Here is a 16,224-nt window from a genome sequence, read left to right on the forward strand (position 1 = left end):
CCTCAGGCCCCCGGTCCCTCATTCGACGCCGGTGCCGTCAGCCTTCAGGACTTCGCCAGCCAGATAGAGGCTGCCGCAGATCAGCACGCGCCCGGGCGGGCCGCCTGTGGTGGCGATGGCCCGCAGCGCATCCGCCACCCGCGGCCCCGGCCGCGCCCGCCCGCCGGAGGCGGCGACGATGGCCTCCACCGGCATGGCCAGATGCTGGCCGGGCTCGGCCACTGCCCAGAGCGAATCGGCCAGCGGCAGCAGCGGGCGCAGGAAGGCATTCGATTCCTTGCCCTGCTTCATGCCGACCAGGAGGTGCCGGGGGCGGTCGGACCAGCCGGGCAGATGCGCGGCCAGGGCCTGCCCGGCGCCGGCATTATGGCCGCCATCCAGCCACAACTCCCATCCCTCCGGCAGCAGCGCCGCCAGGGCGCCGTGCAGGCGTTGCAGCCGCGCCGGCCAGGTGGCGGTGGAAAGGCCGGCGGCAATGGCGGAGTCGCTGAGCCAGGACGGGTTCCAGGCGCGCAGCGCGGCGATGGCGATCCCGGCGTTATCGGCCTGGTGCGGGCCGGGCAGGGCGGGGGGCGGCAGGTGCAGCACGCCCTGCGAATCGGCGTAGCGCAGCCCGCCTTCTTCCCATTCGGCGATCCACTCGGCGTCGCGGCGGAGCAGCGGCGCACCCAGCCGGGCGGCCTCGGCCTCCAGCACCCGCAGCGCCTCGGGCTGTTGCCGGCCGGTGGCGGCCGGCACGCCGGGCTTGATGATGCCGGCCTTCTCCCCCGCGATGGCCGCCAGGCTGTCGCCCAGGAAATCCATATGGTCCATCGAGATGCTGGCGATGGCGCAGGCCGCCGGGTGGCCGATGACATTGGTGGCGTCGAAGCGCCCGCCCAGCCCGACTTCCAGCACCATCAGATCGGCCGGGGTGCGGCTGAACAGCAGCAGGCCCACCGCCGTCGTCACCTCGAAGACCGTGATGGGCTGGCCTTCATTGGCGGCCTCCACCTCCTCCAGCGCATCGGCCAGGGCGTCCTCCGTCACCAGCTGGCCGGCCAGGCGGAAGCGCTCGCGGAAATGGACGAGATGCGGGGAGGTATAGACATGCACCCGCTGCCCCGCCGCCTCGGCGATGGCGCGGAGGAAGGCGCAGGTGGACCCTTTGCCATTGGTGCCGGCGACATGGACCACCGGCGGCAGCTGCCGCTCCGGATGGCCCAGCGCGGCCAGCAGGCGCTGCAGGCGCTCCAGGCTGAGATCGATCAGCTTGGGGTGCAGGCCGTGCAGCCGGTCGATGATGGCTTCCGAACGGCCCATGGTGACGCTGCTCCGCTCAGGCCGAGGCTGCGGCCGCGGCTTCGACCGGCGGCTCCGCGGCCACTTCCGTCACGGCTTCCGGGCGCTTCTCCCGCAGCAGGGAGATGACGCGGCTCAGCGTCGCGCGCATCTCGCCCCGGTGGACCACCATGTCCAGGATGCCGTGCTGCAGCAGGTATTCGGCGCGCTGGAAGCCCTCGGGGAGCTTCTCCCGCACCGTCTGCTCGATCACGCGCGCGCCGGCGAAGCCGATCAGCGCGTTGGGCTCGGCGATCTGGATGTCGCCGAGCATGGCGAAGCTGGCAGTGACGCCGCCGGTGGTCGGGTCGGCCAGCACGACGATGAAGGGCAGCCCGGCTTCCTTGACCATCTGCGTGGCGATCACGGTGCGCGGCATCTGCATCAGGCTGACGGCGCCTTCCTGCATACGCGCGCCGCCCGAGGCGGTGAAGACGATCAGCGGCGCGTCCTGCAGCACGGCCAGCTTGGCGGCGGTGACGATGGCCTCGCCCACGCCCGCGCCCATGGAGCCGCCCATGAAGGAGAACTCGAAGGCGGCGACGACGGCGCGGCGGCCCTCGATGGCGCCATGCGCCACCACCACCGCGTCATCCATGCCGGATTTGGCCTGGGCTTCCTTCAGCCGGTCGGCGTAGCGCCGCTGGTCGCGGAAGCGCAGCGGGTCGGCGGGGGCGCGCGGCAGCTCGATGCGCTGGAAGCCCTCGTCCAGCGTGTATCCGATGCGCCTGGCGGCGGCGATGCGCATGTGGTGGCCGCAATGCGGGCAGACATGCAGGCTGCGCTCCAGATCCTTATGGAAGATCATCTGGGTGCAGGAGGGGCACTGGTGCCAGAGGTTGTCCGGCACTTCCTTGCGGCCGAGCCAGGTCTGGATCTTCGGCAGCGCCCATTCGCTGATCCAGTTCATGGCTTAACTTCCTTCTGTGACACTGGCGCGACAGCGCGCGACGCGCGGCGTGGTAGGGCTTGCAATGCCCGGATGGCAAGAGCGGGCGTGTATCCGATGCGTTTCAGCTGGCGCGGAGGTCCAGTCCGAAGCCGCTCCTGAAGCCCTGCTCCCCCAGGGGCGTGATGGTCAAGGCCCGGCTGCCCGGCCGCCGCCGCACCCAGCCCGCCGTCAGGCAATGCCGGCACAGCGCGGCGCCGATGACCCCGGCCAGATGCGGGCGCCGCTCGCTCCAGTCCAGGCAGGGGCGGCAGAGCAGGCGGCGGGACGGTGTGGCGGCCACCCCCATCTCCCGCAGGAAGGCGGTGCCGGATTCCGTCAGCTCGGCGCCCTCGCCCTCCAGTCGCAGATGGCCACGCGCCACGAGCGAATCGGTCAGGCCCACCGCCAGGCGGCCCGCCAGATGGTCGTAGCAGGTGCGGGCCAGGCGCAGATCCGCGTCGCGCGGGCCGGTGACGGGGGCGGGGCGGGCGGCGCTGGCCAGGGCCATCAGCCCCTCCAGCATCTCCGCCACGGCGGGGGAGGCGAGGCGGTGGTAGCGGTGGCGGCCCTGCTTTTCCGGCGTGATCAGCCCGGCCTCCGCCAGCCGCGCCAGATGCCCGCTGGCGGTCTGCGGCGTGACCCCGGCCAGCCGCGCCAGCTCGGTGGCGGTCAGGGCGCGGCCATCCATCAGGGCGGCGAGCATATTGGCGCGGGCGGGGTCGCCGATGGCGGCGGCGGTGCCGGCCAGGGCGGTGGTGCTGACCATGGCGGGGGCTCCTGCGGCGGGACGCCCGATGCTGCCGCGAGGCGGCGGGCGATGCTACGGGCCGCACCGTAGCATCGGCGCCAAAGAAGGCCGAGGCTGGACCCATGGACATGCTTCTCTCCCCCGCCGCCCTGGCCCTGACCCTCGCCACCTTCCTGCTCGCCGGGCTGGTGAAGGGGGTGATCGGCATGGGGCTGCCGACCATCGCCATGGGGTTGCTGGGCACCGTCATGGCCCCGGCCCAGGCGGCGGCGCTGCTGGTGCTGCCCTCCCTCGTGACGAATCTCTGGCAGATCATGGGCGTGCCCGGCCTCGGGGCGCTGCTGCGGCGGCTGGGGCCGATGATGGCGGCGGCAGCGCTGGGCACGCTTCTCGGCATCTGGGCCGGGCTGCTGCCGGGACGCGGCGGCGCCACGGCGGGGCTGGGCGTGGCGCTGCTGGCCTATGCCGGCCTGGGCCTGCTGCCGCTGCGCCTGCCCCAGGTGCCGGCCCGCGCCGAAGCCTGGGCCGGGCCTCTGACCGGGCTGCTGACCGGGCTGGTCACGGCGGCCACCGGGGTCTTCGTCATCCCGGCGGTGCCCTATCTCCAGGCGCTGGGGCTGGGGCGGGACCGGCTGGTGCAGGCGCTCGGGCTGTCCTTCACCGTCTCCACCCTGGCCATGGGGGTGGGACTGGCCTCGGGTGGCGGCTTCAGCGGCGCCGCCCTGGGCGGATCGGTGCTGGCGCTGCTGCCGGCGCTGGCGGGGATGGGGCTGGGCACATGGCTGCGCGGCCGGGTCTCCGACGCCACCTTCCGCCGCTGCTTCTTCCTGGGGCTGCTGCTGCTGGGGCTGCACCTGCTCTGGCAGGGGCTGCGCTGAACCCCGTCAGGGGGTGACACCGGCGCGTTGCGCCGCCTCCCTCAGGTCGCTGACGAAGGCCAGATACTCGTCGCGCTTCCGCCCGGGGTCGGGAATGCGGAGCAGGAAGCTGGGATGCACGGTCAGGAAGACATCGCGCCCGGCCGGCCCCGGCAGCACCTCGCCCCGCGCCTTCAGCACGGGCACCTTGCGCCCCAGCAGGGACTGCGCCGCCGTGGCCCCGAGCGCCACCAGCAGCCGTGGCCCGATCTGCTTCACCTCCTGCAGCAGGAAGGGGCGGTAGAAGGCGATATCCCCCGAGTCGGGCTTCTGGTGCAGCCGCCGCCTGCCGGTCTGGGTGAATTTGAAGTGCTTCACCGCATTGGTGACATAGGCCTGGGCGCGGGTGACCCCCGCCTCGGCCAGCGCCTGGTCGAACAGCCGCCCGGCCGGGCCGACGAAGGGGCGGCCGGCGCGGTCCTCCTCATCCCCGGGCTGCTCCCCCACGAACATCAGCGGCGCGCCCGGCGGTCCTTCCCCGGGGACGAAGCTGTGTCCCTCGGCCCAGGGGGCCACGGGCAGGTCGGCGGGGCTGGCGGAGCGGCTGGATTCGGGCATGATGGAAGCCAACCACCGGCCTGGGCGCCGGTTGCGGGGCCCGCGGGCCTGGAAAGCGCGCGGGGCGGCTTTCCCGGCCGCTGGCAGGCTGATAGATAAGGCCGCTCTTTCGCTCATCCGGGCGCGGATGCCGCGCCCCATTCGGCACGGGGTTGCACAAGCCATGAAGTTCTCGGTGGATCGGGCCGTGCTGCTCAAGGCCCTGGCGCATGTGCAGAGCGTGGTGGAGCGCCGCAACACCATCCCCATCCTGGCCAATGTCATGCTGGCCGCCCAGGAGGGCGCGCTGACCCTGACGGCGACGGATATGGAGATCGCGATCGTCGAGGCGGTCCCGGGCGTCATCGTCGCGCGCGGCGGGCGCACCACGGCGCCGGCCGCCACGCTCTACGAGATCGTCCGCAAGCTGCCGGACGGCGCCAAGGTCGAGCTGGACCATCCGGGCGGCGATGCGCCGCTGGCGCTGCGCGCCGGCCGCTTCGCCACCAGCCTGATGGTGCTGCCGGTGGAGGATTTCCCCTCCATGACCGAGGGTAAGCTGCCGCATGGCTTCGAGCTGCCGGCGCTGACCCTGCGGGAGCTGGTGGACCGCACCAAATTCGCGATCTCCACGGAGGAGACCCGCTACTACCTCAACGGCATCTATCTGCATGCCGCCGACTCGGACGGCCAGAAGGTGCTGCGCGCCGTGGCCACCGACGGCCACCGCCTGGCGCGGGTCGAGGAGCCGCTGCCGGAGGGCGCCGAGGGGATGCCGGGCGTCATCATCCCCCGCAAGACGGTCAACGAGATCCGCAAGCTGGCCGAGGAGAGCAGCGACCCTGTCGAGATCAAGCTCTCCGACACCAAGATCCGCTTCACCTTCGGCTCGGTGCAGCTGACCAGCAAGCTGATCGACGGCACCTTCCCGGAATATGACCGGGTGATCCCGCGCGGCAACGACAAGATCCTGACGGTGGACAAGAAGGCCTTCGCCGAGGCCGTGGCGCGCGTCGCCGCCATTTCCTCCGAGCGTTCGCGGCCCGTGAAGCTCTCCCTCAAGCCGGACAGCCTGACCCTGACCGCCAGCAGCCCCGACCAGGGCCAGGCGGAGGAGGAGCTGGACAGCGAGAGCGTCTCCTATGTCGGCACCGGCATCGAGATCGGTTTCCAGGCCCGCTACCTCTCGGACATCACCGACCAGATCGCCGAGAAGGTCGAGTTCCGCTTCGCCGATGGCTCCGCCCCCACGGTGGTGGTGGACAAGGCGAAGCCAGAGGCGCTCTACGTGCTGATGCCCATGCGGGTCTGAGCACCGGCGAAGGCAAGCTGGAGCCTGGCAAGAAGCCAGCTCCAGCCTGGCATTTTGGAAAAAGCGGCGCTGGGTGATGAACCTTTGGTGCCGCTGCGTCGTTGAGCCGGTGCAGTCAACCGGAGAGGCGTCCGAAATGTTTATGCGCGTCGATAAGCTCCAGGCCGAGCTTCCGGTCCCCAAGCGCAAGGACCCCAACGCGGCCGCTGCCTTGCAGGAGTTGCTGGGCGGCAAATACGGCGAGATGTCCACGCTTGGGAACTACATGTTCCAGAGCTTCAACTTCCGCAGCAAATCCAAGCTTCGCCCCTTCTACAGCCTGGTCGCCGCCATCACGGCGGAGGAGCTGGGCCATGTCGAGCTGGTGAGCAACGGCGTCGCCATGCTGGCCAATGGGCCGGATGCCGAGAATGACGACACCGATGGCGGCGACATCTCGGGCGCGCCCTTCGAGATGATGAAGGACATCCGCTCCTTCGCCTCCTTCGCCTCGGCCGGCGGCGGCGCGCTGCCCGTGAACAGCAATTCCATGTCCTGGAACGCGGATATGGTGACCACGACGGGCAATATCGTCGTGGACCTGCTGCACAACTTCCACCTCGAATGCGGCGCCCGCCTGCACAAGCTGCGGGTCTATGAGACGCTGACCGACCCCACGGGCCGCGAGGTCTGCGGCTACCTGCTGGTGCGCGGCTCCGTCCATGCCCATGCCTATGCGCTGGCGCTGAAGAAGATCACCGGCGTGGAGCTGGAGAAGTTCCTGCCGACGCCGAACATCCCGCTGGACAAGATCCCGGAGTGCCAGAAATACCTGCAGGAAGGCTCGCACCGCCGACTGTACCGCTTCAGCCCCAATGACTATGCCGAGATGGCGGGGATCTGGGGCAATGGCGAGCAGGCCCTGCCGGGCGACCCGCCGGGCGAGCTGGAAGTGATCGATGGCATGCCGGAAGGTGGCAAGATCCATGACCTGACCGGCGTCGCCTCCGCCTTCGCGCCCGATTATGCGCCGGAGGAGATGTTCGAGATCGCGAGCAAGCTCTACCAGAAGTCGCGCTGAGGCTTCATCCGGCGGCGGGGAGTCATGTCCCCGCCGCCGGGCCTTTTCACGGCGCGGCGGCGCTGACGCGGAAGACGCGGTTGCCCACATCATCCGCCACCAGCAGCGCGCCGGCCTGGTCCACCGCCACGCCGACGGGGCGACCCCGCGCATTGCCGGATTCGTCCAGGAAGCCGGTCAGCACCTCCACAGGCTCGCCACTGGGCTTGCCGTCGGCGAAGGGGACGAAGATCACCTTGTAGCCGCTGGCGGGGCGGCGGTTCCACGACCCATGCTGGCCGATGAAGGCGCCGTTGGCGAAGGCGGGCGGCAGGCCCTGGCCATTGGCGAAGGCCAATCCCAGCGAGGCCGTATGGGCCCCCAGCGCGTAATCCGGCGCGATCGCCCTGGCCACCAGATCAGGCCGTTGCGGCGCGACCCGCGCATCCACATGCTGGCCATAGTAGCTGTAGGGCCAGCCATAGAAGCCCCCATCCCTGACCGAAGTCATGTAGTCCGGCACCAGGTCGCTGCCGATCTCGTCCCGCTCGTTCACGGCGGTCCAGAGCACGCCGGTTCCAGGAGCCCAGCCGAGGCCATTGGGGTTACGAAGGCCGGAGGCGAAGATGCGATGCGCCCCGGTGGCGCGGTCCACTTCCCAGATGGCGGCGCGGCCTTCCTCGGCCTCCATGCCATTCTCGCCCACATTGCTGTTGGAGCCGGTGGTGACATAGAGCCGCGCCCCGTCCGGGCTGGCGATCACGTTCTTGGTCCAGTGGTGGTTGATGCGCCCGGCGGGCAGGTCCACCAGCTTTGTGCCGGGCTCGGTGATGCGCGTATCGCCCGGCTTGTAGGGAAAGCGCAGCACGGCATCGGTATCGGCGACGTAGAAGTCATCGCCCACCAGCGCCATCCCGAAGGGGGAGTTCAGCCCTTCCAGGAAGACCGAGCGGGTTTCCGCCACGCCATCCCCGTCGGCGTCGCGCAGCAGCGTGATGCGGTTGGCGCTGGGCACCCCGGCGCCGGCACGGTCCATCACCAGCCCCATGATCCAGCCCCGGATGCCCTTGCTGTCATCCGGCTTGGGCGGGGCATTGCTCTCGGCCACCAGCACGTCGCCATTCGGCAGCACGTAGAGCCAGCGCGGGTGGTCCAGCCCCTCGGCGAAGGTCACCACCTCCAGCCCGGCGGCGGGGCTGGGCATGGCGCCTTCCGGCCAGCCCTTGGCGGGGGCGATGTTGACGGTGGGGATCATGGTGGCGCGCGGCGCCGGCAATTCCGGATTGGGGCCGTAGCCGGCTTCCGGTGGCAGTTGCGCCTCCTCGCCGCAGGCGGTGAGGGCGGCGAGGAGGGCGATGGCGGGCAGGACGACAGGGCGCATGGCGGCAGGGTCCATACAAAAGGCCAGATCGTTACGTGTGGCGCGTCAACTGAATGGCAAGGCTGCCTTGCCCTCCCGCTCCGTCCTCCCCGGTGCTAAAGCATCCGGGTGATCCCCCCCGCGCTTCGCCTCACCCGCCTGATGCTGCGGGATTTCCGTAGCTATGCCGAGCTGGACCAGCCCATTTCCGGCCGTGTCGTTGTGGTGGCGGGCGCCAATGGCGTGGGCAAGACCAACCTGCTGGAAGCCATCAGCCTGCTGGGCCCGGGCCGCGGGTTGCGCGGCGCCAGGGGCGCGGAACTGGGCCGCCGGGAAGGGGCCGAGGGCCTCACCTGGGTCGTGGCCGGACATTTTGACGGACCGGAAGGCGCCGTGGTGATCGGCACCGGCGCCGAGGCGGGGCAGGACCGCCGCTCCTTCCGCCTCGATGGCGGCCCCGTCCGCAACCAGGCCGAGATCGCCCGCCATGCCGCGGCCCTCTGGCTGACGCCGCAGATGGACCGGCTTTTCCAGGAAGGGGCCTCCGGCCGCCGCCGCTTCCTGGACCGGCTGGTCTGGTCGCTGGAGCCCAGCCATGCGCGGGATGTCGCGGCCCATGATGCCGCCATGACCCAGCGCAACCGCCTGCTGGCCGAGGGGGCGCGCGATGCCCGCTGGCTGGCGGCGCTGGAGGATACGATGGCCCGCCACGCGGTGGCGGCGGTGGCGGCGCGCCGCTCCCTGGCGCTGCGGCTGAACGGGGCGCTCGCGGCGGGGCTGGCCGGGGCCTTCCCGGCGGCGCGGCTGGACCTGCTCGACCCCATCGCCGCCGCGCTGGACGAAGAGCCCGCCCTGGCCGTGGAGGAGGCCCTGCGCGCCGGTCTGGCCGGGGACCGGGCGCGGGACGCGGCGGCCGGCGGCGCGCGGCAGGGCGCCCACCGCACGGACCTGCGGATGGTGCTGCTGCCCAAGGAGATTCCGGCCGAGTTGTGCTCGACGGGCGAGCAGAAGGCGCTGCTGGTGGTGGTGGTGCTGGCCCAGGCGGCGCTGGTGGCGGCGCATCGGGGTTTCGCCCCCCTGCTGCTGCTGGACGAGGTCGCGGCCCATCTGGACCCCGGGCGGCGGGAGGCCCTGTTCGCCGTCCTGGCCGGGCTGCCGGCGCAGTGTTTCCTGACCGGCACCGAATTTGCGCCCTTCCAGCCGCTGCATGGCGTGGCGGAAGCCTTCCTGGCCCGGCCAGGCGGGTTGGCGCCTGCCGATTTACCCGTGCCGAACCCGGCATAACCTGCTATAAAATGGCGTTTTCCATCCTTCCCCGAACCAGGAGTTTCCCGCCGGCATGAGTGAGCCCGTGAGCGCGCCGTCCTCCCAACAGGCGGACGCCTATGACAGCGCCTCCATCACCGTGTTGCGCGGTCTGGAAGCGGTCCGGAAACGGCCGGGCATGTATATCGGCGATACCGATGATGGCTCGGGCCTGCACCACATGGCCTTCGAGATCATCGACAACGCTGTGGACGAGGCCCAGGCCGGCTACGCGGACCGCTGCGACGTGGTGCTGAACCCCGACGGCAGCGTGACGGTGCGCGACAACGGCCGCGGCATCCCGACCGACCTGCATGCCGAGGAAGGCGTCTCCGCCGCCGAGGTGGTGCTGACGCGCCTGCATGCCGGCGGCAAGTTCAACCAGAACTCCTACAAGGTCTCCGGCGGGCTGCACGGCGTCGGCGCCGCGGTGGTGAACGCGCTCTCCGAATGGATGAACGTCCGCATCTGGCGCGACGGCAAGGAGCATTTCATCCGCTTCGAGCACGGCGACACCGTGACGCCGCTGGAAGTCGTCGGCCCTTCCGACCAGCCCAATGGCACCGAGGTCACCTTCAAGCCCAGCGGCGATACCTTCACCCGCACGGAATACGACTTCGCCATCCTGGAACGCCGCCTGCGGGAACTGGCCTTCCTGAATTCCGGGCTGTCCATCAACCTGCGCGACGACCGCATGGCGGACGGGGAGACCAAGGCGCCGGAAGTGAACTTCCTGTTCCATGGCGGCCTCGTCGCCTTCGTGGAATGGCTGGACCGCAGCAAGGAGCCGATCTTCAAGCCGCCGCTCAGCCTGGTGGCCAAGGACGACCAGGTCGGTATCAAGGTCGAGCTGGCCTTGTGGTGGAACAACACGCCGCATGAGCAGGTGCTCTGCTTCACCAACAACATCCCGCAGCGCGATGGCGGCACCCATCAGGCCGGCTTCCGTCAGGCGCTGACACGCATCGTCTCCAAATACGCCGAGGACATGGCGAAGAAGGAGAAGGTCGAGCTTTCGGGCGAGGATATGCGCGAGGGGCTGACGGCGGTGCTCTCGGTCAAGGTGCCGGACCCGAAGTTCAGCAGCCAGACCAAGGACAAGCTGGTCTCCTCCGAGGTGCAGCCGGTGGTGCAGGCGGCGGTCGCGGACGCTGTCAGCCATTGGTTCGAGACGCATCCGAAGGAAGCGAAGCTCGTCCTCGACCAGGTCGTGCTGGCCGCCGCCGCCCGCAAGGCGGCGCAGCTGGCGCGCGACAAGGTGGGCCGCAAGAACGCGCTGGATATCAGCACGCTGCCCGGCAAGCTGGCGGACTGCCAGGAGAAGAACCCCGCGCTGTGCGAGATCTTCCTGGTCGAGGGTGACTCGGCCGGTGGTTCCGCCAAGCAGGGCCGCGACCGCCGCTTCCAGGCCATCCTGCCGCTCAAGGGCAAGATCCTGAACGTGGAGCGCGCGCGGCTCGACAAGATGCTCTCCTCGGCCGAGATCGGCACGCTGATCACGGCGCTGGGCACGGGCATCGGCACCGGGCCGGTGGACCGCGGCGGCTTCTCGGCCGACAAGCTGCGCTACCACCGCATCGTCATCATGACGGACGCCGATGTGGACGGCTCCCATATCCGCACGCTGCTGCTGACCTTCTTCTTCCGGCAGATGCCGGAACTGCTGGCGCGCGGCCACCTCTATATCGCCCAGCCGCCGCTCTACCGCGCCAAGCGCGGCAATGAGGAGCGGTACCTGAAGGACGACCGCGCGCTGGAGGAATTCCTGCTGGAGAAGGCGCTGCACAACGCGAAGCTGACCTTCGCCGATGGCCGCGTCGTGGAAGGCGAGGCGCTGTCGGAACTGGTGGAGCGCCTGCGCCAGGCCGCCGGCCGGATCCGCCGCCTGGCCAGCAATGTCCCGGCGGAGCTGGTGGAGCAGGCGGCGATCGCCGGCGCGCTGACGCTGGACTCCGTGAAGGCCGATGCTGCGGCGCAGGTACTGGCGCAACGGCTGGATGCCATCGCCCTGCCGAGCGAGCGTGGCTGGAAGGTCTCGGCCGGCACGACGCTCAGCATGGGCCGCACCGTACGCGGCGTGGCGGAGCGCTACACGATGGACGCCACGGCGCTGCGCAGCGCCGATGCCCGCTGGCTGGAGGACCGGCGCGAGCCGCTGGCCGCCTCCTGGAGCCAGCCCGCCACCCTGATGCTGGAAAGCACGACCACCGAGGTCGGCGGTCCGCTGGCCGCCTTCGAGCGCATCCTGGCCCAGGGCCGCAAGGGCCTGGCGATCCAGCGCTTCAAGGGCCTGGGCGAGATGAACCCGGACCAGCTCTGGAAGACCACGCTGGACCCGGCGGCGCGCACCCTGCTGCAGGTCAGGGTGGACGACGTGGCGGATGCCGAGGAAGTCTTCTCCACCCTCATGGGCGACGTCGTCGAGCCACGGCGTGAATTCATCGTCGGCAATGCGCTGAAGGTCGCCAACCTGGACGTCTGACCCACTTCCCCGCCCGCCGTTCCGTATCGGTGGGCGGGCCTGCCTTGGTTTGGCCAAGAAAAAGCCCGTGCCCGGCCCCGTTCAGGACGTCAGGGATCCCAAAAGGGGACCACGGGCATGCCCAGCGCACGCAGCCAGCGCGGCTTGGACTGGCTGACTTTTTTCGCGGCCGATGTGCAGACGGGCTTCGGCCCCTTCATTGCCGTCTATCTGACCGCCCATCATTGGTCGGCGGCGCAGGTAGGGCTGGCGCTGAGCGTCGGCACACTGACCGCCATGGTCGCCCAGGTGCCGGCCGGCATGCTGGTGGATGCCACCAGGCACAAGCGCATGGCCGCTCTCCTGGCCCTTATCGCCATCGCCGGCAGTGCCCTGCTGCTGGCGCTCTGGCCCAGCACCATCCCGGTCATGGCCTCCGAGGTGCTGCACGGCATCGCCAGCGCGGTGCTGGTGCCGGCGCTGGCGGCGATCAGCCTGTCCATGGTCGGGCGCGCGGAACTCAGCACGCGGCTCGGGCGCAATGGCCGCTATGCCTCGCTGGGCAATGCGGCGGCGGCGGCGGGCCTCGGGCTGGCGGGCGCCTATATCTCGGCGGCCTCGGTCTTCTGGCTGACGGCGCTGCTGACGATCCCGGCCATCCTGGCGCTGCGCAGCATCCGCTCACAGGACCTGCAGGCCAAGGTGCGCAGCATCCGCAGCCGCCGCCGCCGCAAGCGCAAGCTGCGGGACCTGCTGCTGGACCGGGGCGTGCTGATCTTCGCGGCCTGCTGCGCCCTCTTCACCCTCTCCAACGCCGCCATGCTGCCGCTGGCGGGCGCCGAGGCCACGCATGCCTCGGGCGGCAAGGCCAACCTGATCGTCGGCGCGGGGCTGGTGGTCTCGCAGATCGTGGTCGCCGCCATCTCGCCGCGCATCGGCGAGGTGGCGGAGACGCGGGGGCGTCGCGTGCTGCTGCTGGCCGGGTTGTCGGTGCTGCCGATCCGGGGCGCGCTGCTGGCCTTCTGGGGCGGGCCCTGGGCCCTGATGGCCGCGCAGGCGCTGGATGGGCTGACGGCGGGCGTCTTCGCCGTGCTGGTGCCCCTGGTGGCGGCGGACCTGACGCGCGGCACCAACCGCTTCAACCTTTGCATGGGCCTCTTCGGACTGGCGGTCGGAATCGGCGGCAGCATCAGCACCACCGCCGCGGGGGCGGTGGCCAGCTGGGCCGGACCGAGCATCGCCTTCATCGGCCTGGGCGGCGTGGGCGTGCTGACCTTCCTGCTGGTGCTCTTCGCCATGCCGGAGACCCGGCAGAGTCCCCGGCCGGAGCCGCAGCCGCAGCCGGATCAGGCCCCGGCGCTGACGGGCTGACGCGGCCGGGGCAGGGCGCCGCCGCGCAGCAGGGCGCTGGGCAGCCGGCGGCCGACGATCCGCTCGGCCAGGGCCCCGGTCTCCAGCAGCGCCCGCAGGTCCACGCCGGTGCGGATGCCCAGTTCCTCGCAGAGGAAGACCAGCTCCTCCGTCGCGATATTGCCGGGGGCACCAGGATGGGCGGCGAAGGGGCAACCGCCCATCCCGCCCACCGCCGCGTCGAAGGCGGTCACGCCCATCCGCAACCCGGCATGGGCATTGGCGATGCCCAGGCCCCGCGTGTCGTGCAGGTGCAGGGTCAGCCGTGGCTCCGGCCAGCGCTCCCGCACCGCACCCACCAGCCGCTCGACATGCGCCGGGTTGGCCCAGCCCATGGTGTCCGCCAGCACCACGCGGTCGATCCGGCTGCCGCTCTCCGCCGCCAGCGCCATGCCGTCTGCCAGGGTGGCGATGGCGCGGCTGACGGGCACGTCGCCCTCGAAATTGCAGCCGAAGGCGGCCATCAGGCTGATACGCGTCACCGCTACGCCGGCCTCTGCATGGGCGGCGATGCTCTGGCGCATGGCCTCCATCTGCCCGGCGCGGTCGCGGTTGAGGTTGCGCTTCGAGAAGGCCTCGGAGGCGCTGAGGCTGATGCTGCCGGTGATGGCCAGCCGGTCGCGGAAGGCCAGGGCGCGCTGCATGCCCTTCGGGTTCAGCCAGAGCGCGACATATTCGACGCCGGGGCGCGGCGTGAAGCCGGCCACCGCCCCCTCCGCATCCGCCCAGCCCGGCACCAGCCTGGGGCTGACGAAGGAGGCGACCTGGATGCGCTTCAGCCCGGTGGCGGAGAGCGCGTCGATCAGCGCGATCTTGTCAGCGGTGGAGATGGGGCCGGGCTCGATCTGGAAGCCCTCGCGCGGGCCTTCCTCCAGGATATCGACGGCTGCGGGCAGGTCGCTCATATCACCCCCTCCTTGGCCAGACGAGCCAGATCGGCCTCATCATGGCCCAGTTCATCCACCAGCCAGCGCCGGGTATCGGCGGAAAGGCCCGGGGCCGGCTGCCGCGGCAGCGCGCTCTCCCCATCCACCCGGAAGCCGCCGCGCGTCACCCGCTGCGGCCCGGCCTCGCCCTTCAGCTCCGCGACGAAGCCGCGCCCGGCCAGATGCGGATGCGCCAGCACCTCCGGCACGCTCAGCACCCGTCCCGCCGGTACGCCGGCCCGCACCAGCAATTCCTCCCATTCCGCCGCGCCACGGCTGGCGAGGCCGGCCTCCACCTCCGCCGTCAGCGCGTCCCGGTTCTGCTTGCGGGCCTGGCGGGTGGCGAAGCGCGGGTCGCTCAGCAGGTCCGGCCGCTCCAGCAGCGCGCAGAGGGCGGTATATTGCTTGTCCTCATTGGCGGAGATGTTCAGCAGGCCCTGCCCGGTGCGGAAGGTGCCGCTGGGGGCAGCCGTGAAATTGGCATTGCCCATGGGCTGGGGGTCGATGCCGGCATTCAGGTGGTTGGAGACCACCCAGCCCATGGAGGCTAGGGTCGCCTCCAGCATGGAGACATCGAGGAAGGCGCCTTCCCCCGTCCGCAGCGCCCGCAACAGGGCGGAAACCACGGCGAAGGCGGCGGTCATGCCGCCCATGGTGTCGCTGACCGGGTAGCCTACCCGTAGCGGCGCCGACTGCGCGTCCCCGGTGATGCTCATCACCCCCGCCGCGCCCTGGATGATCTGGTCATAGGCCGGGCGCTGGGAGAGCGGGCCATCGGCCCCGAAGCCGGAGATGGCGCAATAGACGAGGGAGGGCTTGATCCGTGCCAGTTCCGCATGATCCAGGCCCAGCCGCCGCATCACCCCTGGGCGGAAATTCTCCACCACCACATGGGCGCGGGCCACCATCTCCAGGAAGATGGCTTTGCCCTCCGGCTTCTTCAGGTCCAGCGTGACGGACTGCTTGTTGCCGTTCACCGCGACGAAGGAGGCACCCATGCCGCGCTCGGCCGCCTCCGGGTCGGCGCCTAGGCGCCGGGCCAGATCACCGCGCCCGGGCTGCTCGATCTTGACGACCTCCGCCCCCAGCAGGGCCAGCTGGTAGGTGCAGAAGGGGCCGGCCAGCACATTGCTCAGGTCCAGCACACGGATGCCATCGAGCAGCGGGGTCATTCGGGAATCTCCTCCGGGTATTCGGCGGCGCGCAGCAGCGGACCGGATTCGCCGCCGAAGCCGAGCGTGGCCTCGGCCGCCGCTTCCAGCAGCGGGCGGCGGATGCGCGCCATGGCGCCGCCATCCAGGCGGGTGAGGGGGCCAGCCACCGCCAGCGCGCCCGCCAGCCTGCCGCCTGTCGTGAAGACGGGGGCGGCGATGCTGGCGATCTCCGGATCGCGCTCGCCGAAGGCGGCGTGCCAGAAGCGGGCGCGGATACGGTCATAGGCTTCGCCGGGGGCACCGCCGAAGGCCAGCAGAACATGGCCTGGGGCGCCGGCATTCAGCGGCAGCGTCTCTCCCTCCCGCACCGTGTAGCGCAGGGCGCGCGGAGCCTCGACCCGGTGCATGCAGAGCCGGGCCTCGCCCGCGCGTACATAGAATACGGCGCTTTCCCCGGTGGCGGCGGAGAGGGCGCGCATCAGCGGCAGCAGAACCTCCGCCGTGTCATGGCTGGCCTGATAGAGCGCACCGAGCCGCAGCGCCGCCGGGCCGATGGCGTAGCGCCCATCCTCCCGCCGCGTCAGCAGGCGGTGCCGCAGCAGGGACTGGGCCAGGCGGAGGATCGTGCTCTTGTACAGCCCCGTGCGGGCCGACAGCTCCGCCAGTTCCAGCGCATGGTCGCCGGAGCGGAAGGCGCCGAGCAGGGAGAGGGCCCGGTCCACCGCCGCCACTCCGCCGCTCTCCTCGGCATCCATGCCGTTCTGTCCAGCAGAATAGAATTCCATTCTTGGACTATGATGAAGC

The 16,224-nt window shown here is 70.8% G+C and carries 14 protein-coding genes; 6 read left to right on the plus strand and 8 right to left on the minus strand.

Going from position 1 to position 16,224, the window contains the following annotated elements; genetic code table 11:
* Positions 1-18: 18 nt before the first annotated feature.
* The 3 genes from IAI58_RS04460 to IAI58_RS04470 all read right to left on the minus strand — a co-directional run bounded on the left by IAI58_RS04460 (position 19) and on the right by IAI58_RS04470 (position 3,017).
* The gene (locus tag IAI58_RS04460; protein WP_207446819.1) at positions 19-1,302 is read right to left on the minus strand and encodes a bifunctional folylpolyglutamate synthase/dihydrofolate synthase; all 1,284 of its coding nucleotides are present in this window, start codon (positions 1,300-1,302) and stop codon (positions 19-21) included.
* A gap of 16 nt (positions 1,303-1,318) precedes the next feature.
* On the minus strand, positions 1,319-2,230 hold the full coding sequence (accD, locus tag IAI58_RS04465) for an acetyl-CoA carboxylase, carboxyltransferase subunit beta (RefSeq protein WP_207446818.1): 912 nt from the start codon (positions 2,228-2,230) through the stop codon (positions 1,319-1,321).
* Between the two features lie 103 nt (positions 2,231-2,333).
* Positions 2,334-3,017 carry an ArsR/SmtB family transcription factor gene (locus IAI58_RS04470; protein ID WP_207446816.1) on the minus strand — a complete coding sequence of 228 codons (684 nt, stop codon included), beginning with the start codon at positions 3,015-3,017 and terminating at the stop codon, positions 2,334-2,336.
* A gap of 104 nt (positions 3,018-3,121) precedes the next feature.
* Here IAI58_RS04470 and IAI58_RS04475 point away from each other — a divergent pair, with 104 nt between their 5' ends.
* A complete protein-coding gene (locus tag IAI58_RS04475) occupies positions 3,122-3,877 on the plus strand; it encodes a sulfite exporter TauE/SafE family protein (protein ID WP_237182374.1) in 756 nt (251 codons plus the stop codon).
* Positions 3,878-3,883: 6 nt separating this feature from the next.
* On the opposite strand, the gene IAI58_RS04480 is transcribed toward IAI58_RS04475, so the two are convergent.
* A complete protein-coding gene (locus IAI58_RS04480) occupies positions 3,884-4,474 on the minus strand; it encodes a UdgX family uracil-DNA binding protein (RefSeq protein WP_207446814.1) in 591 nt (196 codons plus the stop codon).
* 163 nt (positions 4,475-4,637) lie between these two features.
* Here IAI58_RS04480 and dnaN point away from each other — a divergent pair, with 163 nt between their 5' ends.
* Positions 4,638-5,765, plus strand: coding sequence for a DNA polymerase III subunit beta (dnaN, locus tag IAI58_RS04485; RefSeq protein ID WP_207446812.1), 1,128 nt, complete (start codon positions 4,638-4,640; stop codon positions 5,763-5,765).
* Positions 5,766-5,907: 142 nt separating this feature from the next.
* Entirely contained in the window at positions 5,908-6,825 is a 918-nt protein-coding gene (locus IAI58_RS04490) for a manganese catalase family protein (protein WP_237182373.1), read from the plus strand.
* Between the two features lie 46 nt (positions 6,826-6,871).
* On the opposite strand, the gene IAI58_RS04495 is transcribed toward IAI58_RS04490, so the two are convergent.
* On the minus strand, positions 6,872-8,185 hold the full coding sequence (locus IAI58_RS04495) for a PQQ-dependent sugar dehydrogenase (protein ID WP_237182372.1): 1,314 nt from the start codon (positions 8,183-8,185) through the stop codon (positions 6,872-6,874).
* 108 nt (positions 8,186-8,293) lie between these two features.
* On the opposite strand from IAI58_RS04495, the gene recF reads away from it, so the two are divergent.
* The 3 genes from recF to IAI58_RS04510 all read left to right on the plus strand — a co-directional run bounded on the left by recF (position 8,294) and on the right by IAI58_RS04510 (position 13,301).
* A complete protein-coding gene (recF, locus tag IAI58_RS04500; RefSeq protein ID WP_237182909.1) occupies positions 8,294-9,448 on the plus strand; it encodes a DNA replication/repair protein RecF in 1,155 nt (384 codons plus the stop codon).
* Between the two features lie 55 nt (positions 9,449-9,503).
* Positions 9,504-11,951 (plus strand): DNA topoisomerase (ATP-hydrolyzing) subunit B, encoded by a 2,448-nt coding sequence (gene gyrB / locus IAI58_RS04505; RefSeq protein ID WP_207446807.1) that lies wholly within the window; start codon positions 9,504-9,506, stop codon positions 11,949-11,951.
* Between the two features lie 117 nt (positions 11,952-12,068).
* Entirely contained in the window at positions 12,069-13,301 is a 1,233-nt protein-coding gene (locus IAI58_RS04510) for an MFS transporter (protein WP_207446805.1), read from the plus strand.
* Here the strand turns inward: IAI58_RS04510 and IAI58_RS04515 are convergent.
* Genes IAI58_RS04515 through IAI58_RS04525 form a run of 3 tightly spaced genes read right to left on the minus strand, consistent with a single transcriptional unit; the run spans position 13,277 to position 16,205 of the window.
* On the minus strand, positions 13,277-14,245 hold the full coding sequence (locus IAI58_RS04515; protein WP_207446803.1) for a hydroxymethylglutaryl-CoA lyase: 969 nt from the start codon (positions 14,243-14,245) through the stop codon (positions 13,277-13,279). The two genes, IAI58_RS04510 and IAI58_RS04515, sit on opposite strands and share 25 nt — an antisense overlap.
* Positions 14,242-15,438, minus strand: coding sequence for a CaiB/BaiF CoA transferase family protein (locus tag IAI58_RS04520; protein ID WP_208776021.1), 1,197 nt, complete (start codon positions 15,436-15,438; stop codon positions 14,242-14,244). The genes IAI58_RS04515 and IAI58_RS04520 overlap by 4 nt, the downstream gene beginning before the upstream one ends.
* The gene (locus tag IAI58_RS04525; protein ID WP_207446800.1) at positions 15,435-16,205 is read right to left on the minus strand and encodes an IclR family transcriptional regulator; all 771 of its coding nucleotides are present in this window, start codon (positions 16,203-16,205) and stop codon (positions 15,435-15,437) included. Before IAI58_RS04525 ends, IAI58_RS04520 begins: the two co-directional genes overlap by 4 nt.
* Positions 16,206-16,224 lie beyond the last annotated feature (19 nt).

Source organism: Roseomonas marmotae (assembly GCF_017654485.1).
Classification (GTDB): Bacteria; Pseudomonadota; Alphaproteobacteria; order Acetobacterales; family Acetobacteraceae; genus Pseudoroseomonas; species Pseudoroseomonas marmotae.

Excerpts from the sequence above, each read along its gene's own strand:
- IAI58_RS04460 (WP_207446819.1), bottom strand. The coding sequence starts at position 1,302 with ATGGGCCGTTCGGAAGCCATCATCGACCGGCTGCACGGCCTGCACCCC.
- accD (WP_207446818.1), bottom strand. The coding sequence starts at position 2,230 with ATGAACTGGATCAGCGAATGGGCGCTGCCGAAGATCCAGACCTGGCTC.
- IAI58_RS04470 (WP_207446816.1), bottom strand. The coding sequence starts at position 3,017 with ATGGTCAGCACCACCGCCCTGGCCGGCACCGCCGCCGCCATCGGCGAC.
- IAI58_RS04475 (WP_237182374.1), top strand. The coding sequence starts at position 3,122 with ATGGACATGCTTCTCTCCCCCGCCGCCCTGGCCCTGACCCTCGCCACC.
- IAI58_RS04480 (WP_207446814.1), bottom strand. The coding sequence starts at position 4,474 with ATGCCCGAATCCAGCCGCTCCGCCAGCCCCGCCGACCTGCCCGTGGCC.
- dnaN (WP_207446812.1), top strand. The coding sequence starts at position 4,638 with ATGAAGTTCTCGGTGGATCGGGCCGTGCTGCTCAAGGCCCTGGCGCAT.
- IAI58_RS04490 (WP_237182373.1), top strand. The coding sequence starts at position 5,908 with ATGCGCGTCGATAAGCTCCAGGCCGAGCTTCCGGTCCCCAAGCGCAAG.
- IAI58_RS04495 (WP_237182372.1), bottom strand. The coding sequence starts at position 8,185 with ATGCGCCCTGTCGTCCTGCCCGCCATCGCCCTCCTCGCCGCCCTCACC.
- gyrB (WP_207446807.1), top strand. The coding sequence starts at position 9,504 with ATGAGTGAGCCCGTGAGCGCGCCGTCCTCCCAACAGGCGGACGCCTAT.
- IAI58_RS04510 (WP_207446805.1), top strand. The coding sequence starts at position 12,069 with ATGCCCAGCGCACGCAGCCAGCGCGGCTTGGACTGGCTGACTTTTTTC.
- IAI58_RS04515 (WP_207446803.1), bottom strand. The coding sequence starts at position 14,245 with ATGAGCGACCTGCCCGCAGCCGTCGATATCCTGGAGGAAGGCCCGCGC.
- IAI58_RS04520 (WP_208776021.1), bottom strand. The coding sequence starts at position 15,438 with ATGACCCCGCTGCTCGATGGCATCCGTGTGCTGGACCTGAGCAATGTG.
- IAI58_RS04525 (WP_207446800.1), bottom strand. The coding sequence starts at position 16,205 with ATGGAATTCTATTCTGCTGGACAGAACGGCATGGATGCCGAGGAGAGC.